The sequence below is a fragment of the Kineosporia mesophila genome (genome assembly GCF_021129235.1).
GTDB classification, from domain to species: domain Bacteria; phylum Actinomycetota; class Actinomycetes; order Actinomycetales; family Kineosporiaceae; genus Kineosporia; species Kineosporia mesophila.
In genome coordinates this window covers 1-17,428 of sequence record NZ_JAJOMA010000020.1, presented here as the reverse complement: position 1 = coordinate 17,428, position 17,428 = coordinate 1, and the positions used below count along the sequence as shown (strand labels likewise).

Genomic DNA, 17,428 nt, shown 5'->3' with positions numbered 1-17,428 from the left:
ATAGCGCTACCCGAAACTTCGGATCAAGTTCGGTAGACGTAGCCGGGAATGCCGTCACCTGCAACGATGCTGAAGTGTTCGATTAAATTTGCCACACCCCAAGAAATAGCGAGAGGAAGCGACATGGCGCGTACCGGCTTCGGCCGCGGGCAATTGCCCGACCCCCGGCTGCCCCCCGGCCAGTACGACACCGGCAGTAGCTGGCCGGTGCTGACGGCGGAGGTCAGCCCCAAGCTCACCGCCGACAACTGGAGCTTCCGCGTCGACGGGCTGGTGCAGCAGGCGAAGACCTGGGACTGGCCGGCCGCACACCGGCTGGAGAGCTCGACCTGGTCCGGCGACATCCACTGCGTCACCAGCTGGTCGAAACTGGGCACCGGGTTCTCCGGCGTCAGTGTGGACACTTTCCTGGCCGAGGCCGGGGTGCTGCCGGAGGCCACGCACGTGGTGGCCTGGAGCCACACCGGCTACACCACCAACCTGCCGCTGGCCGAGATCACCGGCGGCCGGGCCTGGGTGGTCTGGCAGCACGAGGGCAAGCCCCTCCCCCACGAGCACGGCGGTCCGGCCCGGCTGCTGGTGCCGAACCTGTACTTCTGGAAGAGCGCCAAGTGGATCGGTGGCCTGCGGCTGCTCGACCACGACGAGCCCGGGTTCTGGGAGCAGCGCGGCTACCACGAGCTCGGCGACCCGTGGCTGGAACAGCGGTACTCCGGTGACTGACGGCCTTCCCGCTCTCCCCACCCTGGGGCCGGTCACGCGGCGGGTCCCGCCCTCCGGGGCCCGGCGCCTCTGGCTCCCGGCGGTCGTGACCCAGGTCCGCGACGAGACCGCCCGGGCCAAGACCTTCCGGCTCGCGATCCGGGGCGAGAACGTTGACCGGCACCTTCCCGGTCAGCACTACGACGTGCGGCTCACCGCTCCCGACGGTTCCACCGCGCAGCGTTCCTACAGCATCGCCTCCGCCCCCGGGGACGGCTCCGAGGTGGAGCTCAGCGTCGAGCGCATCGACGACGGCGAGGTCTCCCCGTACCTGCACGAAGAGATCGGGGTCGGCGACGAGGTGGAGGTCCGGGGGCCGTTCGGCGGCTGGTTCGTCTGGCGCGGAGACACCCCGGTGCTGCTGCTCGGCGGTGGCTCCGGCGTGGCGCCGCTGATGGCCATGCGGCGCTACTGGCACACCCAGGGCGAGCCGGTGCCCCTGCGCCTGCTGGTGTCGGTGCGCCGGCCCGAGGATCTGTACTACCGGGGCGAGTACGGCCCGGAGACCACGGTGATCCACACCCGGCGGGCGCCGGACGGCGACGGGCGCCCGGTGGGCCGCCTGACCGCGGCCGACATGGAGCCTCTGCTGGCAGCCGTGCCTGGAGCCACGGCCTATGTGTGCGGTTCCGCGGGTTTCACCGAGCACGCCTCCCAGCTGCTGGTGACCCTGGGCCTGCCCGCCGCGGACGTCCGGATCGAGAGGTTCGGGCCGGGCTGAGGATTCCTTGCGGAAACCTTGCGAGCGGGGTGGTTCTGAACAGAACCGCCCCGCCGACTCCTTAGGGGTACCCACCACTGCCCAGCAAGGAGAGCACGGCCCATGAAGCTCGGACTGACCACGATGACCGGCAAGGTTGTTGCTTCCGTCGCCGTCCTCGGCTCGGCGGCATCGGTGGCCGGTCTGGGAACTTTCGGTACCTTCACCAGCTCGACCTCGGCCAGCACGACGGTCGCCACCGGCACGGTCACCATCGCCCTCGGCACCGCCGGCGCGGCCGCGAACCGGCTGACCCTGGGCGCTACCGGCCTGGTGCCGGGCGACACGATGCAGCGTGCCGTGGACCTCACCAACACCGGCACCCAGAACCTGGCCGGTGTGGCTCTGACCACCGCCGCCACGTCCAGCAGCCTGCTCGACACCAGCGCCGCGATGGGTCTTCAGCTGAAGATCGACGATTGCTCCACCGCCTGGACCGAGGCCGGTACCGCCCCGGCGTACACCTACACGTGCGGCGGCACCACCACGGCGGTGCTCGCCAGCACCCCGGTGATCGGCTCGGCCCTCGCCCTGAGCAACCTCAACACGCTGACCGCAGGCGCCGTCGACCATATGCGCGTCACGCTGACTCTGCCCGCCACGGCGGACAACACGCTTCAGAACCAGAGCAGCACCGTCGGATTCACCTTCCTCGGCACCCAGCGGACCGCCACGAACAAGTAAGTTCCACCCGCCTACCGGCCGACCGTAAGGATTGACAGTTCTACCCGCCCGGGGAGGTCGAGGACATGGTCGTGGTCGCCACCGCGCCGGCCCGCGATCTCCCCGGTCCGGTTTCACCCGACTCGGTCTCCTTCGACGAGATCGTGCAGGGAACGGGCCGGGCGTCCGAGTTGGGACTGGGTTCGGGTTCGGGGTCGGGTTCGGGTTCGGGGTCGGGCCCGCGGACGACGCCCGCCCGATCCGTCACACCGCCCCTCACCCTGGTACCCACCGGTCCGGCCGCGCACTTCCGCAGGATTCTCGGCGTCTTCTCCTACCAAATCGGAAACATTTTCAGCACAATAGCTTTCGCCCTTTTCCTGTTCCTCGCCATCGGTCCCCATCTGTTCCCGTACCAGACCATGACCATGCTGACCGGCAGCATGGTGCCCACGATCAACCCGGGCGACGTGGCCGTGGACACCCGTACCTCGATCTACGACCTGAAGCCCGGCGACATCATCACCTACCAGATTCCGGTCGACGACCACCGCATCGTCAGCCACCGCATCGTCTCGGTCACCACCGAACCCGACAGCAGCGTCACGGTCCGGACCAAGGGCGACGCGAACTCCTCGAACGACCCCTGGACGGCGAATTTCACGAACGGAACGATGTGGCGCGTCGACACGGTGATCCCGAAGGTCGGTGAGGGCATCCGCTTCTTCCGGCAGCCGAAGGTCTCCCGGGTCGCCGTGTACGTGGCACCCGTCGTCGGCGCAGCCATGGCCCTGACGATCATCTGGAAACCGCGGCGGCGAAAGAACAAGCAGCCCGACCCGCACGACGTCCAATACCACCAGAGCCCTTTCGCGAAGGATTACGTCAGATGACCTCCCCGCTGAGTGGTCTGCGCCGCCAGCCGATCCTGATCGCCCTGGCCGCGATCGTCTTCGTGCTGCTCGCGCCGATCCAGGCCCGGGCGGCGTTCCAGGTGGGCGCGACCGCAAGCAGTACGTGGACCACCGGCATTCTGGCCGCCCCGAGCAGCCCTCAGCTGACCACCACCTGTGGCACGACGGTCCTCGTGCAGGCCACCATGACGGTCAGCTGGACGGCTACCACCTCCGCCTACGCCACCGGATACGTCGTGACCCCCGTGCTCAACAGCACTGCCCAGACCGCGGTCAACGTGTCGTCCTCAGCGACCTCGGTGACGGTGAACGTGAACAGGAACGGCGTTTCCACCACCAGCAGCTACGCGTTCCGGGTGCAGTCCTCGTTCAGGAGCTGGACGAGCTCCGCCGTGACGACGAGTTCGGCGAACTGCCCGTTCCTCTCGGTCTGACGGCCACGAAGGCCTCAGCGGCCGAAGCCGGCCACCTTCCCGTGCGCGATCCTCCAGCCTTCGGCCGGGAAGGTTCGCATGATCACGAAACCGGAGGAGTGGCCCGGCCGGCCACGACTTTCAGATCGCCCTAGTAGGTGGTGGGCAGGCCCGCGTGGTGGCCGGAGGACTGGGCCGGGTCGACCGGGGCCATCCGGTAGCCGATGCCGCGCACGGTCTTGATGATGGGCAGGCCCGCTCCCGCCACGTCGGCGAGCTTGCGGCGCAGGTTGCCGATGTGGACCTCGACCACGTGATGGTCCGACCACTGCCCGCCCCAGACGATGTTGAGCAGGGTCTCGCGGCGCCAGACCCGGCGCGGGTTGCCGGTCATCGTGGCCAGCAGGTCGAACTCGATCTTCGTGAGCGGGAGTTCGGTGCCGGCGTAGGTCGCGGTGCGTCCCTCGACATCGATGGCCAGGTGCCCGTGCCGCAGCAGGCCGTGGTCCTCCTCGACGACCCCGGAGGTACCGGAGAGCAGGGAGGGGCCCCAGGGTGGGACGTCGGGCACGGTCTCGCCGCCCGGCACCGCGTAGGCGTGCCGGCCCTCCGAGAAGGGGCGCTGGGTGGGAACGCTGTGCCGGGGGACCGCGTCGAGGTAGCTGCGCCGGCCGAACACCGGCTCCTCGTCGGAGTTCCGGGGCTCGGCGCGGGCCACCCGGCGCGGGCGGCGGAACATCGCGGCGACCCGGGCCTGCACCTCACGCGGACTGAACGGCTTGGTCACGTAGTCGTCCGCGCCGGTGGCGAGCCCGACCAGCCGGTCGGCCTCGTCCGAGCTGGCCGTGATCATGATGATGTAGGCGTCGGTCTGCTCACGGATCCGGCGGCAGACCTCGACGCCGTCGAACCCGGGCAGGACCAGGTCGAGGGTGACCAGGTCGGGATTGTGCTCCCGGACGCGAACCACTGCCTCGTGCCCCGTCGTCGCCTCGAAGACCGTGAACCCGGTCGACTCCAGCGCAGCGCGCAGAATCATCCGGATCTCCGGGTCGTCGTCCACGATGACGGCAGTTCTCACCCCCTCGACCATGCGCTGACCTTCGCCCCGGTTCGGGTCCGGGTGTAGGTGACCGGGCGGGTCCAGCCCGAACGGCCCCGGCCCGGTCACCCTCCGCACACGGGAGCCCTAGCCGTTGAAGAACGAACTACGCAGCATCGCCCGGAATCTCAGTAATTCCTCGGCCGTGGTGGACGGGGACAGCGGCAGCGGGTCGGGCATCCAGTCGATCAGCAGCACATGACCGGCCTCGTGCGGCTGCGGCACCCGGCTGACCGCGCAGATCCAGGCGATCACGTCGGCCGCGTTCTGCGCGGTGCCCGAGCTGATACCGATCGCCTCACCGCTGCGGTGCAGGCCGAGCACCACCCCGCGAGCGCTGCCGGGCTGGTGCAGCCCGGGCAGGTGCAGGTACGACCCGAGGATGTCGGCCACCTGCCCCTGGGCCCGCACCTGCACGGCGTCGGGCCAGACGTGCGGAGCCAGGTCGGCCAGCAGCGCCGGGTCGAACCGGAACCGGCCGCCGTTGGGCGTGAGCATCGCCTCGATCACTGCGCCACCACCACGATCCCGGGAATGGCCAGCCGGTCCATCCGCGCCTGCACCGACTCGGCCACCCGCTGGTCGCTGACCACGACCTCGACCGCGCGGAACGGGTTGCCCGGATAGTTGACGACCGTGGTGAATTCGATCAGCCGGCGGTCGAGTTCGAGATCGGCGCGGTGCCGCACCATGTCGGGCAGCGCCGGCGGCAGGCCGGCGGACACCTGCCACGACGAGCCGCCCGAGTACCAGAGGCCGAACACGCACAACCCGTACCGCAGCGAGCGCTCGGTGGTGCCGGACGACCAGATCTCCGGCCGCCCCGACACCCGGAACTCGTACCGGCCGCACTGCCGCACCCGCCACTGCGCCCCGTCGCCCTCGGGTTCCGGCTCGTAGCGGTCGAGACCGTTCAGATGGGCCGTGAACTCCCGTTCGGCGTCCGGGCTGAGCGGTGAGAGCAGGCGGCCATCAGCCAGTTTCAGCGCCGGCAGTTCCTCGCCCGGCTGACGCCGGCGCACCGCGGGGAGCACGTCGGGCTCGTCGTCCTCGTCGTCGATCTGAACCTTCCCGGCCCGGATCTGACGGCGGCGCCGCTCGATGAACGATCGCGGGTCGGCCCGGAAGTCACCGATCGCCGCGCGGATGGCACTGCCGGAGGGGTGGGTCTCGGCGCGGCTGGGCAGGGTGCCGGCGAGCAGACAGGCCAGATCGACGATGGCCCCGGAGAACCCGGTGCCGCGCAGGTATTCACCGATGGAAGCCCGCCCCTGAGGTACCGGGCGGCGGCTCAGGAAGGTGTTGCGGTAGCCCAGGGCCGACCAGTCGGCGGCCCCGGCCAGCAGCGCCACGACGGCGACCAGCAGCACGATCCAGAACGTGCCGGTGAAGCCTTCGGGACCGGGCCGGCCCAGGGCGTCGGCGGGCCAGGCGGCCCCCGGCAGCTCACCGGTCAGCCCGGTCAGGAGCCGGTCGTCCAGTTGCCCGGCCCAGTACGGCCCGAGCAGCGCCACGGTGGCACCCAGCACGAGCAGGCCGGCGATGGCGGAGAACCGGTTCCGCCGCAGCGCGCTGCGGGTGGCGGGGTCGGCGGCCAGCCCGATCGCCTCGGCCCGCACCCAGCGCACCATCACCCCGGCGGCCCGGCCGCGGCTGATGGCCGTCCAGCGGGCGGCACCGGAGCCCCGGCCGCTGCGGCGCACGGCGGCGAACACCACGCCCAGGTCGCGCCCGGCGAAGGCGACGACCGAGCAGGCGGTGGCGACCAGCCAGACCAGGCCCGTGACCGTGCGGGTCTCGCTGGTCCCGGCCCAGCGGGTGGCCCGCCCGGCCCAGGCATCGGCGGCCTGCACCGGGTGGAAGGGATGAGGAACGGGGTCGGGTTCCAGTTCGGCGGCGTTGCGCAGGCGGCCCGCGTCGACCAGGAGGGCGAGCACCATCAGCGCGACCAGGAGCCAGCCCAGGGCCGCTCCCTCGAGACCGGCCCGCCAGCCGGCCACGAGTTCCGGCGGCACCGAGGTGGTGTCGCCCCCCAGGACGGCCACGGTCTGCGCACTGACCGCCAGCCACCAGACCAGCAGGGGCAGCAGCGCGGTCAGGCCCAGCCAGAGCAGCCGGCCGGGCAGCGAGAGCGAGGCCTTGTTGGCGTGACGGCGGGCCGCCACGGCGAAGCCCAGCGCTCCACCCCCCAGCCCGGTGAGCACCGGCTGCCCGGGAAGACCGGGCAGGCTGCCGGCGAACAGGCTGAACGAGAAGCCGGGCGCGGTCCGCGGCCCCAGCAGCGCGTAGGTGAGCTCGAACCCGGCGCCGATCACGACCCCGGTGAGCAGCCAGTCGGCCATCGAGAACCGCCGGGCCCGGGTGGGGGCCAGCAGGACGAGCAGGAGCAGCGGCACGAGCAGCAGCGACTGCTGGGCGACCGCGGACATCACCGATGCGTGGGCCACCACGGGCAGTGACGACCCCAGGGTCTCCTCCAGACCCCAGGCGGCCAGGCCGACGAGCGCGGCCCAGGGCACGGAGGCCAGCAGCAGGAGCACCACGTACGACCACGAGGTGGTCTTGGTACGGGCCGCGACGAACCACACCAGCACCACGTAGGCGGCCCCCAGCAGGGCCAGGGAGCCCGGTCTCACCCCCGGCAGGAGAGCCGCGGCGATCAGGACGGGCAGGGCCGCCCAGCCGGCCAGAGCCCGGGCGATACCGATTCTGCCTCGGGGTTTCTTCCGGGCCGCGGTCTGCGGGCGGTTCGCCCGCGGGGTTCTGGACGGCGTTCTGGAGGGGCGCGAAGGACGCACGTCAGAAGTGACCGGGGAGACCGGTGCCCCGGCGAGTACCCCGGGAGGACGGCGCATGGTGCCCATGGCGCGATGACGCTCCTAATCCGAACCGACCACCAGATGACCGCCGACGTCACGCGACGGAAGGACGATTCTGGCGTATCGGCAGGGGCCGTGGCCATTGCGTCACTGTGAGTGCCCGCAGTAGCACCCTCCCCCCGGGAACCGGTCCGTGACCCCGGAGGTGACCCTGGAAGATCCGCCGGATCATGATCGGCTCCCTGGGGTGACCCCCTGGGGTCGGCGCATCACCCTGGGGTCGGACCCTGATCCGCCCCGGGCCGTTGGTCTCTAGCGTTTTCGGTGTACTTCCACGAACTTCCCGGAGGCCAGAGCCATGACCGTTCTCGACGTGATCGAAGAGACCGACCGCAGGCAGCTGTACGCGGCCGGCGCCGAACGCACCGTCTCGGACCTGGTTCTGGCTGCCCGTCGCGGTGACCGGCGGGCCTACGAGGAACTCGTGGAGCGCCACCAGCGCCAGGTCTGGGCGGCGGTGCGCGGCTTCCGGCTCAGTGAGGCCGACGCCGGTGACGCGGTGCAGATGACCTGGCTGCGCCTGGTCGAGAACCTGAACCGGCTGAACGACCCGGAGCGGGTCGGGGCCTGGCTCACCACCACCGCCAAGCGCGAGTGCCTGCGCCTGATCCGCCGTCGGGGTCGCGAGGTCGGCACCTCGGACGAGTTCTTCGCCGCAGTGCCGGACGAGTCCAACCCGACCCCGGAGAAGCAGGTCACGGACGACGCGATGACCCAGGTGCTCTGGGACTTCGTCGACGAGCTGCCCACCCGCGGCGCCCACCTGCTGCGCGCGGTGACCGGCTCGGACCGCCCGGCCTACGCGGAGATCTCGAAGGAGACCGGGATGGCCATCGGCAGCATCGGCCCGACCCGGGGTCGTTACCTCACCCGGCTGCGCAAGCGCCTCGAGGAGTCCGGCCTGGATGCCCAGGCCTGGCGCTGAAACGTTCGGTGGGGGCGCGCGGGGCACCGTGGAGGGTGTGACCCCGCGCGAGCAGGGGGAGAGGGACGTCGACGGGATCAGGGGCCCGTCGGCGTCCCTCATTTTGCTGCTTGTGCTTTTACTGCTTGAGGACGCGGGTCACCCCGGACGCACTCGGGTCACCCGGGTGCGTCGGCGAACTGGGCGATGAGTTCGGACCGCGAGCGCAGCCCGGTCTTCCGGTAGACGTTGCTCAGGTGGTACTCGATCGTCTTCTGACTGAGGAACAGCGCCGCGGCGGCCTCGGAGTTACTGGTGCCGCGGGCCACGACGAGCGCGACCTGTAGCTCCTGCGGGGTGAGTTCGGCCGCGATACCGGTACCGCGGGCCAGGGTCTCGCCGGTGGCCTTGAGCTCGTTGCGGGCCCGGCCGGCCCAGCTCGGGGCGTCGAGCTGCTCGAAGATCTCCAGGGCCTGACGCAGGTGGGTACGGGCCTCGGCGCGCTGGCGGCCGCGGCGCAGGCGCTCGCCGAAGTAGAGCAGGGTGCGGGCGCGCTCGAAGGGCATCGGCAGCTGGTCGTGCGCGGCCAGGGCCAGCTCGAAGGCCTCGGCCACCGGCACCTTCCCGGTGGCCAGGAGCCCCCGGCAGCGCCAGGTGCGGGCGATCAGCAGGTCGGAACGGCAGCCGGGCGGGGCCTCGTCCACGGCGATCTCGTCGAGCAGGGCCTGCGCCTGGGAGGTGCGGCCGGCCCGGGCGTAGGCCTCGACCAGGTCGAAGGCCCAGGGCACGATGCTCTGGTCTTTCGTGTGCACGGCGACGGGCAGGCGGCCGGTCTCCTCCAGGCGGGCGACGGCCTCGTCCAGCTCGCCGTCGCCGAGCGCCAGCAGGCCCAGCACGTGGGTGGTCTGGAACAGCAGCCCGGTGGCCTCGTAGCGGCCCAGCACGTCGTTGGTCAGGTCGATCATCGAGTGCGCGGCCTTGGCCCGGCCGTGCACGGCGTGGTTGCGGGCCACGAAGTAGAGGCCGTAGACGTTGGCCTGCCGGGTCTCCTTGGCCAGCTCGACGCTCCCGTCGGCGTAGGCCTGGGCCTGACGCCAGCGGCCCTGCCGGAAGGCCAGCTCGGAGGCGATCGAGAGGGCCTGGGGCAGCACGCCGAGCGCGCCGTTGGCCCGGGCCTCGGTGATGATCGCGTCGAGCAGCTGCTCGGCCAGGGGGTAGTCCTCCAGCCACATCGCGATGAACGCGGCGTGGGCGAACTCCTGCGCCCGGGGCAGGGGCGGAACCTCCAGCAGCAGCGGCACCACCTGGGACAGCAGCGACTGGCCCTCCGCGCGGTGCCCGTTGATGACCAGTGAGCCGCTGTAGGCCACGGCCGCGACCAGCTGGGCCACGCCCTCGGTGCCCTCGCTCAGCTCGAACGCGCGCTTGGTGGCGGCCAGCAGCTCGACCGGCTCGCCGAGCATGAAGTGGGCGATCGCGGCGTCGGCGTACATCAGCGAGGCGCGGGCCGCGTCGACCTTCTCGGCCTCGTTGGCGCCCTCGATCATCTCGGCCAGGCCGTCCCGCGGAAGTGCCCGCCACATCCGCACGTAACCGCGCATGTGCCGGATCAGGGCCCGCAGCTTCGGGTCGGTGGTGAGTTCCAGGGCCTCGTCGAGCAGCGGGATCATCTTCCCGGTGCGCCCCGCCAGCTGCCAGCAGCGCGCCGCGCGCAGCAGCAGGGCGGGCCGCGCGGCCGCCGTGCCGAATCGTGCCGCCTGCTCGAAAGCCTTCGCCGCTTCCCGGTTTCCGCCGCGGAAACGGGCCCGGGTGCCGGCCTCGGCGAGCAGCGCACTGACCTGGTCGTCCGGCGGCAGCGCGGCCTGGGCCAGGTGCCAGGCGCGGGCGTCGGCAGCGGTCTCGCCGGGCACCTGGGCCAGCGCCTGGGCCAGCGCCGAGTGCGCGGCGGTGCGCTCGTGCAGGGTGGAGGCGGAGTTCAGCACCGACCGCATCAGGGGGTGGCGGAAGTCGACCTGCTCGTCGTCCGCGAGCAGCAGCCCGGAGTCTTCGGCCGGGGCGAAGTCGGCCAGTTCCAGCCCGATCACCCCGGCGGCCCGGCGCACCACGTCGGTGCGCCCACCGCCGGCGGCCGCCACCAGCAGCAGGGCCTGGCGGGTGCGCCCGGGCATCTGGCTCAGCCGGGCGGCCAGCGTCTGGGTGAGACGGGACGACTGGGCGGGCACCGTAGGACCCCCGGCGACGGGGCGGCCCAGCGCTCCGCAGAGTTCCTGGATACCCAGGGGGTTCCCGGCCGTGTCCGAGTAGATCTGCTCGATCTCCTCGGGCGAGGCGGAGGGGCGCAGCAACTGGCAGAGGTCGCGAGCGTCGGACTGGCCCAGGCCCGACACGGCCATCTGCGCAAGGCCCGCGTACTGCCGGTCCAGAGCGCGCTCGTGGGGTGCGCGATCGGGCTCGGTGCGCAGGGCCACGAGCAGGCCGACGCCGTCGTTGGCCAGGCGGCGCCCGGCGAACAGCACGGCCTCGCGGGAGGAGACGTCGAGCCACTGCAGGTCGTCGATCACCACCAGCAGGGGCGTGTCGGCGGCCGCGGCGGCCAGCACCCCGACCGTGGCGGCGCAGACGGAGAACCGGTCACCGGCCACCGGGGGGCCGAGGGAGAGGGCGCTCTGCAGGGCCGCGGCCTGCGGCGGCGGGAGCTGGTCGAGCAGCGGCAGCACCGGGCGGATCAGGTCGGCCAGGCCGGCGAAGGGGATTTCGGACTCGGATTCGAAGCCGCGCACCGACAGCACCCGCATGCCCTTGGCCTGCTCGTGCGCGTACCCCAGAAGGGTGCTCTTGCCGATGCCGGCCTCGCCATGGATCACGAGAGCCGCCCCGCGGCCTTCTCGCACGCCGCTGAGCAGTTCGTCGATCACCACTCGTTCGGTGATCCGCCCGAATACCATTCGCCGAGTCTATGTGAGGATTCAAACTGGTTTAGCACGTTCTGAGCCCTTGGTACGCCCCATCGTGTGATGTGAATACCCCAGGGTCCAACCCCGAAGCGGGCCGTCCGGCCGCCCCCTAGCGTCGGGGGGTCGGGCCTTTCTTCCACCACCGGTATTGCGTTCGGTAATGACACGAACACTCTACGGTGATCGGCCCGTCAGGACGAGAGCAATCCGGAATTCATTCCCAAGGAGGGGGCCATATGTGGTCGCAACAGGACGGCGACCCGGTGGCACCGGTCGGCAGGCTCCAGCGCCTGAGTGCCGGGCTCGGTCACGGGGCAGGGACGCTCGAAGACCATCCGGATCCCACCGATCCCGGAGAACTCGACATCATCGCCGCCAACCGATCCGGCCGGGCCACCGGCCTGACCACCTTCACCCCGCTCCCCCGCCTCTGGTCCCCGGTGGTGCGCGCCGTACTGCGGCTGAAGTCGTGGTCGGGCCCCGACAGCACCCTGCGCCGGCTCTCGTTCATCCACGTCGCGTACTGGGTGATGGTCGACCGCTTCCCGGGCGAATCGCGTAAGCGCCGGTACAGCTATCTGATGTTCGTGAGCAATTTCAACGGCTCGTGGCTGGACTACATCGACGCCTTCTCCCGGGCCACCCCGCAGAAGATGGTTCTGCTCTGGGGCTCGGCATTCGGCTTCCCCGGGCCGATGCCGCCCCGGCCGTTCACCGATTACATCCGCGGCAACGACTGGCGGCTGGCGCATTACTTCTCCGCCTATCCGGGGGCCACGGCCACCGAGATCGCGTCCGCCCTGCGGGTGCGCGCGGGGCTGACCGAGCGCCTTCCCCGACCGCAGGAACTCGACGACGCGCAGCTGGTGCGGGCCTGGCGCGGCCTGCTCGCCGACGTCCAGCGCGACCTGTAGAACTTTTCGCGAGCTTTTACGGAGCCGAGTCATGCCCACTTCCCCCACATCCCCGGTTTCCCCCACCGGCCGGAAACCCCGTCGTCTCCTGGGCCGGGTACTACCGGGCGCCCTGGTCCGCCGCCTGCCCCCCGGGCTGGTGCACGAGTACATCAACCCGCCCCGCGGCTCCCGGCAGCGCGTGATCACCGTGCTGGCCCGGGTGCCCGACGACGCGGTGGCGCAGTTGCAGCGCAACCTGGCCCGGATCCGCGGCGGGTCCAGCCCGTTCCTCGACGTGCCGGGCACCCACTTCGCCCGCCTGGCCGTGATGCCGAGCCACGAGTTCCGCCCGCAGGCCCGCCCCGACCGCCACCGGATGGCCCGGGGCGCCCGGCTTCTCGACCTAGTCACGCACGGCGGGCGGCCGCAGGAGGTGGACCGGCCGGAGACCTCCTACCTGCTCTTCACCGCCAGCTACGACGGCGAGGGCCACAGCGCCGCGCGCGACCAGGCCGACTACGCCGAACGCCTGCGCGTCGGCCTGGGTGAGCGCGCCGACGAGATCTGGCAGCTCTGCGACGACTACCCGGGCCGGGCCGACCGCGAGGCCTTCGCCCGGTTCCTCGGCGAGCACGCCCTGCGGTCGGGGTACGTGTTCTCGGCCAGCGACGCCGAGCCCTCGGTGGAAGACGTGCACGGCGCCCTGGAGGTACGCCGGCGGGTGGCCGCGCTGGCGGTGGAGACCGACGGCCTGAACGATGCCGAGCTGGCCGCGCGCCTGCGGGAGGCCTGGGAGGCCGCCACGGCCGAGCCCGCCCCCGACCGGCCCGGCGACCGGCCCGGCCGTCCGCAGACGCCCCTGGACGAGACCTCCGCCGAGAACCTGCTCAGCACCCTCGACGACGACCTGGCCGACCTCACCCCGGGCGACCTCAGCCTGCCCGCCACCCGTTACGGGCACCGCAAGTCCGACCGGGTGCGCACACCGGCCGGCGCCCTGCCCCTGCGCTACCCCGAGCAGCGGCCCGTACCGGCCCAGGCCGATCCGGAACGGGGCTCGATCCAGCGGCTGGGCACCGGTGCCCAGCTCACCGATCCCGACCTCACCGACGTCCAGAATCTCGTCACCTCCGGCTACCCGCGTCACCACGCGGCGCGTCACCTGATGTTGCGGGTGACCGACTCCGCGCCGGCCCGGGCCTGGCTGGGCCGGATCGTCGACGAGATCCCCACCGCCGGCTGGGCCGAGCACCTGGTCGACCGGCTGGAGCGCGACGTGGAGGGCGCCGACGCCGGCACCCCGACCCAGAAGCGGCCCAGCTCACCGACCTTCGCCGTGCACGTGGCCCTCAGCTACGCCGGCCTGCGGGCCTTCGGCCTGCCGACGGCCGAGCTCACCGGTTTCCCGGCCGAGTTCAGCGCCGGCATGGCCTCGCGCGAGGCCGGCCTGATCCCCGGCACCGGCACCGACACCTGGCAGGCCCCGTTCACCCAGGCCCAGGACCTGCACCTGCTGCTCATGGTCTCCGCCCCCACCCACGAGGTCCTGGACGCCGAACTGGCCTCCCGGCCGGGACTTCTCCCGGGCGCGGACTCCGGCCTGATCGTGCTCGACACGGTCGAGGCCGGCCGCATCACCGATGCGCCCAGCCCGGACGGCGCCCGCGCCGCCGGGTTCCGCGAGCACTTCGGGTTCGTCGACGGCCTGTCCCAGCCCCGCGTGCACGGCGTCACCACCGGCCGCCACACCGCCGAACTGCCGCCCGGTGAAGCTCTTCTGGGCTACCGGGACATCGACGGCGACACCGCGGGCGCAAACCTGGCCACCAGCGTCGGCCTGAACGGCAGCTACCTGGTGTGGCGCAAGCTGGAGCAGGACGTGGCCGGTTTCGACGCCCTCACCGAGGACCTCGCGGGCAACCTGGCCACCCGCGTACCCACCGGCACCGACCCGAAAGAGCTGGCGGCAGCCAAGATCATGGGGCGCTGGCGCGACGGCACCCCGATCACCCTGTCCACCGACGGCCCCCGCCCGGCCCTGGCCAAGGCCACCTTCGACTACCAGGCCGGCGACCCCGAGGGCTTCGGCTGCCCGGTCGGCGCCCACGTGCGCCGGGCGAACCCCCGCGACTCCCGCCCCACCGATCCCGATCCCGACCGCATCGAGGGCCGCAGCGCCGAGCTGGAGGGCACCCTGGCCCTGCGGCACCGCATGCTGCGCCGCGGAATTCCCTACGGCAAGCCAGTTTCCGCCCATCTCTGGGCCGGTGAGCCAGCCCCCTCCGACACCGGTGACCAGAACGAGCGCGGCCTGCTCTTCGTCGCCCTGGTCGGCGACATCCACCGCCAGTTCGAGTTCGTCCAGGCGCACTGGATGAGCGACGGCAACTCCTTCCGCCTGGGCGCCGACCGCGACGTCATCTCCGGCGCCGCCCCGAACGGCTGCAAGTTCGTGGTCCAGGGCCCCAGCCCCGCCTTCGTCGAGCAACCCCACCAGATCGTCACCTGCCGAGGCGGGGAGTACTTCCTCCTGCCTGGCCTCAAAGCCCTCCGCCGCATAGCCGCCGGCTAAAAACCCCGCAAAAAACCTCCGTGATCATGCAAAACCTCCCCGGAGTTCTAGAACTCTCAGCGCCAGAGTTCTAGAACGCCGGGGAGGTTTTGCATGATCACGGAGAAGGTTTGCTGGGGGTGCCCAGGAGCCAGGCGCGTTTGGCGTCGGAGTTCCAGCGGCGCAGGGCCATCGCCTCGCCCTCCAGGTCGCTCACCGGCCCGAGCACCTCGATCGCCTCGCCCACCTGCTGCGGCGTGAACTTGTGCCCGAGCGTGACGTGCGGCGACCAGTGCCCCGGGGTCAGGTGCCGATCGGTGCCGGGCAGCCCCTCGAAGCGCCGGGCCGCCTCTTCCTGGAGCCGCAGGAGGTCCTGGTTCACCACGATCGGGCGCACGATGATCTGCCGGCCGTCCGGTCGCCCGAAACACTGCAACCCACCCAGCCCGACCCGGACCGGAACCCTCCCCACCAGGTCGTGAAGCTCGTCCTCCATCGGCTTCGGAAGGCTGCTCGCGACCGCGAGAGTGATGTGCGGGGCATTGCTGGAACCGGTGTGCCGGCCCTGGCTGGGCAGCCCGGCGTCGATCAGCCGCTGCCACTGCTCACGAACGGCGGCGTCGAGCTGCGGGTCGAGGAGGAGTTCGAGGCTCTGCGTCACCTGTCCATCCTGGAGCAGGTCACCGGGTCCGGCGGGTCATCCGGGCCAGCACCCGGCGAACGGTCCAGCTCGCGGTGATCAGGGTGATCGCGGTGGCGAGACCGCCGGTCACGGCCCCGGCCGAGAAGATCGCCCAGGCGGTGCGCTGGAAGGAGAAGCCCCCGTCGGCGCCGCGCCAGTTGACCACGCTGACCCCGGTGATCGAGACCGCCGATGCGCCACCGGTCATCGTGGCGGTGAGCAGGTGTTCGCCGGGCCGGCCGTCGGCGAGCATCACGTACCGGCCGGCCCCCGGCACCGGGAAACGGGTCTGGGCCACGAAGGCGGGCACCGCGTCCACCGCGATCTGGATCTGAACGTTGTCGTCGTCCTCGGTCTCGAGGTCGAACTCGACGAGGAAGTCCCCGGGCACGCTGTTGATGATCAGCGCGGCGTCCGGGGCCTGCGAGCTCAGGTACAGATCGGCACCGACGACCGGGGTGTGCTGGATCGGCAGCGCGGCCATCCGTCGCGCCCCCGGGGTCTGCGGCAGGTCGCGCCGCGAGCGCAGGTCGAGCGGGCGACGCGGGAGGGCCGAGAAGTAGGACGACGACAGGGCCGACAGGTCGGCACCGGTCAGCGGCGACCAGCCGTAGCCCACCCCACGGTCCGGTTCGAGCACCGAAAGCGCATACCATTCAACGGCATACAGATGGGCCCAGTTGATGGCCCGACGCGGGTCACGCATCGGCGGGCGGCCCGGGGTCAGAGCCACGTCCACGACCGCGGAGAGCCCGGGTTTGCGGTGGTAGGGCCGGCCGAAAACGCTGGTGTACGAGTCGACGAAGGGCGCGTCACCGTCGCGGCCGGGGGCCAGGCGGGGCAGGACCGCGTCGATCAGGTCGGCCGCTCCACCGATCCGCGTCATCGCGCTCTCCGGGGCGTCGAGCAGCGTGACCTGTTCCGGGGACCGGCCCAGCGAGACCGCCGCGTGCACCGCCACGGCGCTGCCGTGACTGTGCCCGATCAGTTGCAACCGGGCATCGGGCCGCCCCGATGCCTGTTGCAGCGCCAGGGCCAGCCGCCGGCCGTTGATCTGGGTCGCCTGACGGGACCGGAAAGCCAGCAGAAGGTCGGTGTCCGTGGCCGATTCGTCCAACCAGGAATACCAGAGGACGCAGTGGTCCGGTCCCCGGGACACCAAGGCGTCCAGCAGCGCCTGGTAGTAGGAGATCAGGGTGCGGCCGGTGGCGTCGGTGAGGCGCGGGTCCCAGGCCGGGAGGGCGTGGAGCACGTCGGTGAGGGCGTGAAGACGTTCCTGGCGCTGAAATCCCGGCTGCCAGCCGTGGACGAAGACGTGCACGAACGGCGCGTCGACGCTGCCCTCGGGCACGGTGTGGAAGGTCGAGCCGTCGAAACGGCTCAACCGCCCCAGCGGGTTCTCGCCGGGCGGCAGGTGGTTCGTGGTCATGGTGTGTCGGCCTCGTTCATCCGGCGGGGTCTGGGGCGATCATGCCCGTCCCGGGCGGGATGCGCATGATCGCCCCAGTGACCGATCGCGGGCTCAGTGCCCCGCGGGCACCGGGTGATCTGCGGAACCGGCGGGCTGCCCGAGCTTCTCGGTCAGGGCCTCGCCCTCGATGTCGAAGTCGGGCAGGGCCCGCTCCAGCCACTTCGGCAGCCACCAGATGCGCTCGCCCACGATGGCCATCACGGCGGGGACGATGAGCATGCGCACCAGGAAGGCGTCGGCGATGACGCCCACGGCCAGACCGAAGCCGATGGTCTTGATCATGACGTCGTCGCCGAGGGCGAAGCCCGCGAACACGCCGAACATGATGATCGCGGCCGCCACCACCACGCGGGCGCTGTGGGAGAAGCCCTCGATCACGGCCTGCCGGGCCTGGGTGCCGTGCACGTAGGCCTCGCGCATGCGGGTGACGAGGAAGACCTCGTAGTCCATGGCCAGGCCGAAGAGCACGCCGGTGAG

Annotated in this window: 15 protein-coding genes; 8 read left to right on the top strand and 7 right to left on the bottom strand. The window is 71.5% G+C overall.

The features are described 5' to 3' along the window. The first annotated feature begins 123 nt into the window (after positions 1–123). The 5 genes from LR393_RS25005 to LR393_RS24985 all read left to right on the top strand — a co-directional run bounded on the left by LR393_RS25005 (position 124) and on the right by LR393_RS24985 (position 3,533). A complete protein-coding gene (locus tag LR393_RS25005) occupies positions 124–723 on the top strand; it encodes a molybdopterin-dependent oxidoreductase (RefSeq protein WP_231487151.1) in 600 nt (199 codons plus the stop codon). Next, positions 716–1,483: a ferredoxin reductase gene (locus tag LR393_RS25000; RefSeq protein WP_231487150.1), complete on the top strand. Its 768-nt coding sequence runs from the start codon at positions 716–718 to the stop codon at positions 1,481–1,483. The genes LR393_RS25005 and LR393_RS25000 overlap by 8 nt, the downstream gene beginning before the upstream one ends. A gap of 102 nt (positions 1,484–1,585) precedes the next feature. Further along, entirely contained in the window at positions 1,586–2,206 is a 621-nt protein-coding gene (locus LR393_RS24995; RefSeq protein ID WP_231487149.1) for a TasA family protein, read from the top strand. Positions 2,207–2,271: 65 nt separating this feature from the next. Beyond that, positions 2,272–3,078, top strand: coding sequence for a signal peptidase I (locus LR393_RS24990; RefSeq protein ID WP_231487148.1), 807 nt, complete (start codon positions 2,272–2,274; stop codon positions 3,076–3,078). Continuing rightward, positions 3,075–3,533, top strand: coding sequence for a hypothetical protein (locus LR393_RS24985; RefSeq protein ID WP_231487147.1), 459 nt, complete (start codon positions 3,075–3,077; stop codon positions 3,531–3,533). Before LR393_RS24990 ends, LR393_RS24985 begins: the two co-directional genes overlap by 4 nt. 130 nt (positions 3,534–3,663) lie before the next feature. On the opposite strand, the gene LR393_RS24980 is transcribed toward LR393_RS24985, so the two are convergent. From LR393_RS24980 to LR393_RS24970, 3 genes are all read right to left on the bottom strand, one after another. Then, positions 3,664–4,593, bottom strand: a complete 930-nt coding sequence (locus LR393_RS24980; RefSeq protein WP_231487146.1) for a response regulator transcription factor — start codon at positions 4,591–4,593, stop codon at positions 3,664–3,666. A gap of 108 nt (positions 4,594–4,701) precedes the next feature. Next, positions 4,702–5,124 carry a hypothetical protein gene (locus tag LR393_RS24975; RefSeq protein WP_231487145.1) on the bottom strand — a complete coding sequence of 141 codons (423 nt, stop codon included), beginning with the start codon at positions 5,122–5,124 and terminating at the stop codon, positions 4,702–4,704. Beyond that, a complete protein-coding gene (locus LR393_RS24970) occupies positions 5,121–7,478 on the bottom strand; it encodes a hypothetical protein (protein WP_231487144.1) in 2,358 nt (785 codons plus the stop codon). The genes LR393_RS24975 and LR393_RS24970 overlap by 4 nt, the downstream gene beginning before the upstream one ends. 313 nt (positions 7,479–7,791) lie before the next feature. Between LR393_RS24970 and LR393_RS24965 the strand changes: the two genes are divergently transcribed. Continuing rightward, positions 7,792–8,418, top strand: coding sequence for an RNA polymerase sigma factor (locus tag LR393_RS24965; RefSeq protein WP_231487143.1), 627 nt, complete (start codon positions 7,792–7,794; stop codon positions 8,416–8,418). 158 nt (positions 8,419–8,576) lie between these two features. Here the strand turns inward: LR393_RS24965 and LR393_RS24960 are convergent, their stop codons facing one another. Beyond that, positions 8,577–11,342 carry a helix-turn-helix transcriptional regulator gene (locus LR393_RS24960; protein ID WP_231487142.1) on the bottom strand — a complete coding sequence of 922 codons (2,766 nt, stop codon included), beginning with the start codon at positions 11,340–11,342 and terminating at the stop codon, positions 8,577–8,579. Between the two features lie 245 nt (positions 11,343–11,587). Here LR393_RS24960 and LR393_RS24955 point away from each other — a divergent pair, with 245 nt between their 5' ends. Both LR393_RS24955 and LR393_RS24950 read left to right on the top strand, forming a co-directional pair. Next, on the top strand, positions 11,588–12,265 hold the full coding sequence (locus LR393_RS24955) for a hypothetical protein (RefSeq protein WP_231487141.1): 678 nt from the start codon (positions 11,588–11,590) through the stop codon (positions 12,263–12,265). Between the two features lie 31 nt (positions 12,266–12,296). Beyond that, on the top strand, positions 12,297–14,819 hold the full coding sequence (locus tag LR393_RS24950; protein WP_231487140.1) for a Dyp-type peroxidase: 2,523 nt from the start codon (positions 12,297–12,299) through the stop codon (positions 14,817–14,819). Between the two features lie 97 nt (positions 14,820–14,916). On the opposite strand, the gene LR393_RS24945 is transcribed toward LR393_RS24950, so the two are convergent. From LR393_RS24945 to LR393_RS24935, 3 genes are all read right to left on the bottom strand, one after another. Further along, the gene (locus LR393_RS24945) at positions 14,917–15,459 is read right to left on the bottom strand and encodes a 2'-5' RNA ligase family protein (RefSeq protein WP_231487139.1); all 543 of its coding nucleotides are present in this window, start codon (positions 15,457–15,459) and stop codon (positions 14,917–14,919) included. 19 nt (positions 15,460–15,478) lie between these two features. Further along, on the bottom strand, positions 15,479–16,909 hold the full coding sequence (locus LR393_RS24940) for a hypothetical protein (RefSeq protein ID WP_231487138.1): 1,431 nt from the start codon (positions 16,907–16,909) through the stop codon (positions 15,479–15,481). Positions 16,910–17,002: 93 nt separating this feature from the next. Continuing rightward, positions 17,003–17,428, bottom strand: a 426-nt coding sequence (locus tag LR393_RS24935; protein WP_231487137.1) for an MMPL family transporter, incomplete at its 5' end; no start/stop codon positions are given.

Excerpts from the sequence above, each read along its gene's own strand:
- LR393_RS24970 (WP_231487144.1), bottom strand. The coding sequence starts at position 7,478 with ATGGGCACCATGCGCCGTCCTCCCGGGGTACTCGCCGGGGCACCGGTC.
- LR393_RS24950 (WP_231487140.1), top strand. The coding sequence starts at position 12,297 with ATGCCCACTTCCCCCACATCCCCGGTTTCCCCCACCGGCCGGAAACCC.
- LR393_RS24985 (WP_231487147.1), top strand. The coding sequence starts at position 3,075 with ATGACCTCCCCGCTGAGTGGTCTGCGCCGCCAGCCGATCCTGATCGCC.
- LR393_RS24960 (WP_231487142.1), bottom strand. The coding sequence starts at position 11,342 with ATGGTATTCGGGCGGATCACCGAACGAGTGGTGATCGACGAACTGCTC.
- LR393_RS24965 (WP_231487143.1), top strand. The coding sequence starts at position 7,792 with ATGACCGTTCTCGACGTGATCGAAGAGACCGACCGCAGGCAGCTGTAC.
- LR393_RS24990 (WP_231487148.1), top strand. The coding sequence starts at position 2,272 with ATGGTCGTGGTCGCCACCGCGCCGGCCCGCGATCTCCCCGGTCCGGTT.
- LR393_RS25005 (WP_231487151.1), top strand. The coding sequence starts at position 124 with ATGGCGCGTACCGGCTTCGGCCGCGGGCAATTGCCCGACCCCCGGCTG.
- LR393_RS24940 (WP_231487138.1), bottom strand. The coding sequence starts at position 16,909 with ATGACCACGAACCACCTGCCGCCCGGCGAGAACCCGCTGGGGCGGTTG.
- LR393_RS24955 (WP_231487141.1), top strand. The coding sequence starts at position 11,588 with ATGTGGTCGCAACAGGACGGCGACCCGGTGGCACCGGTCGGCAGGCTC.
- LR393_RS24995 (WP_231487149.1), top strand. The coding sequence starts at position 1,586 with ATGAAGCTCGGACTGACCACGATGACCGGCAAGGTTGTTGCTTCCGTC.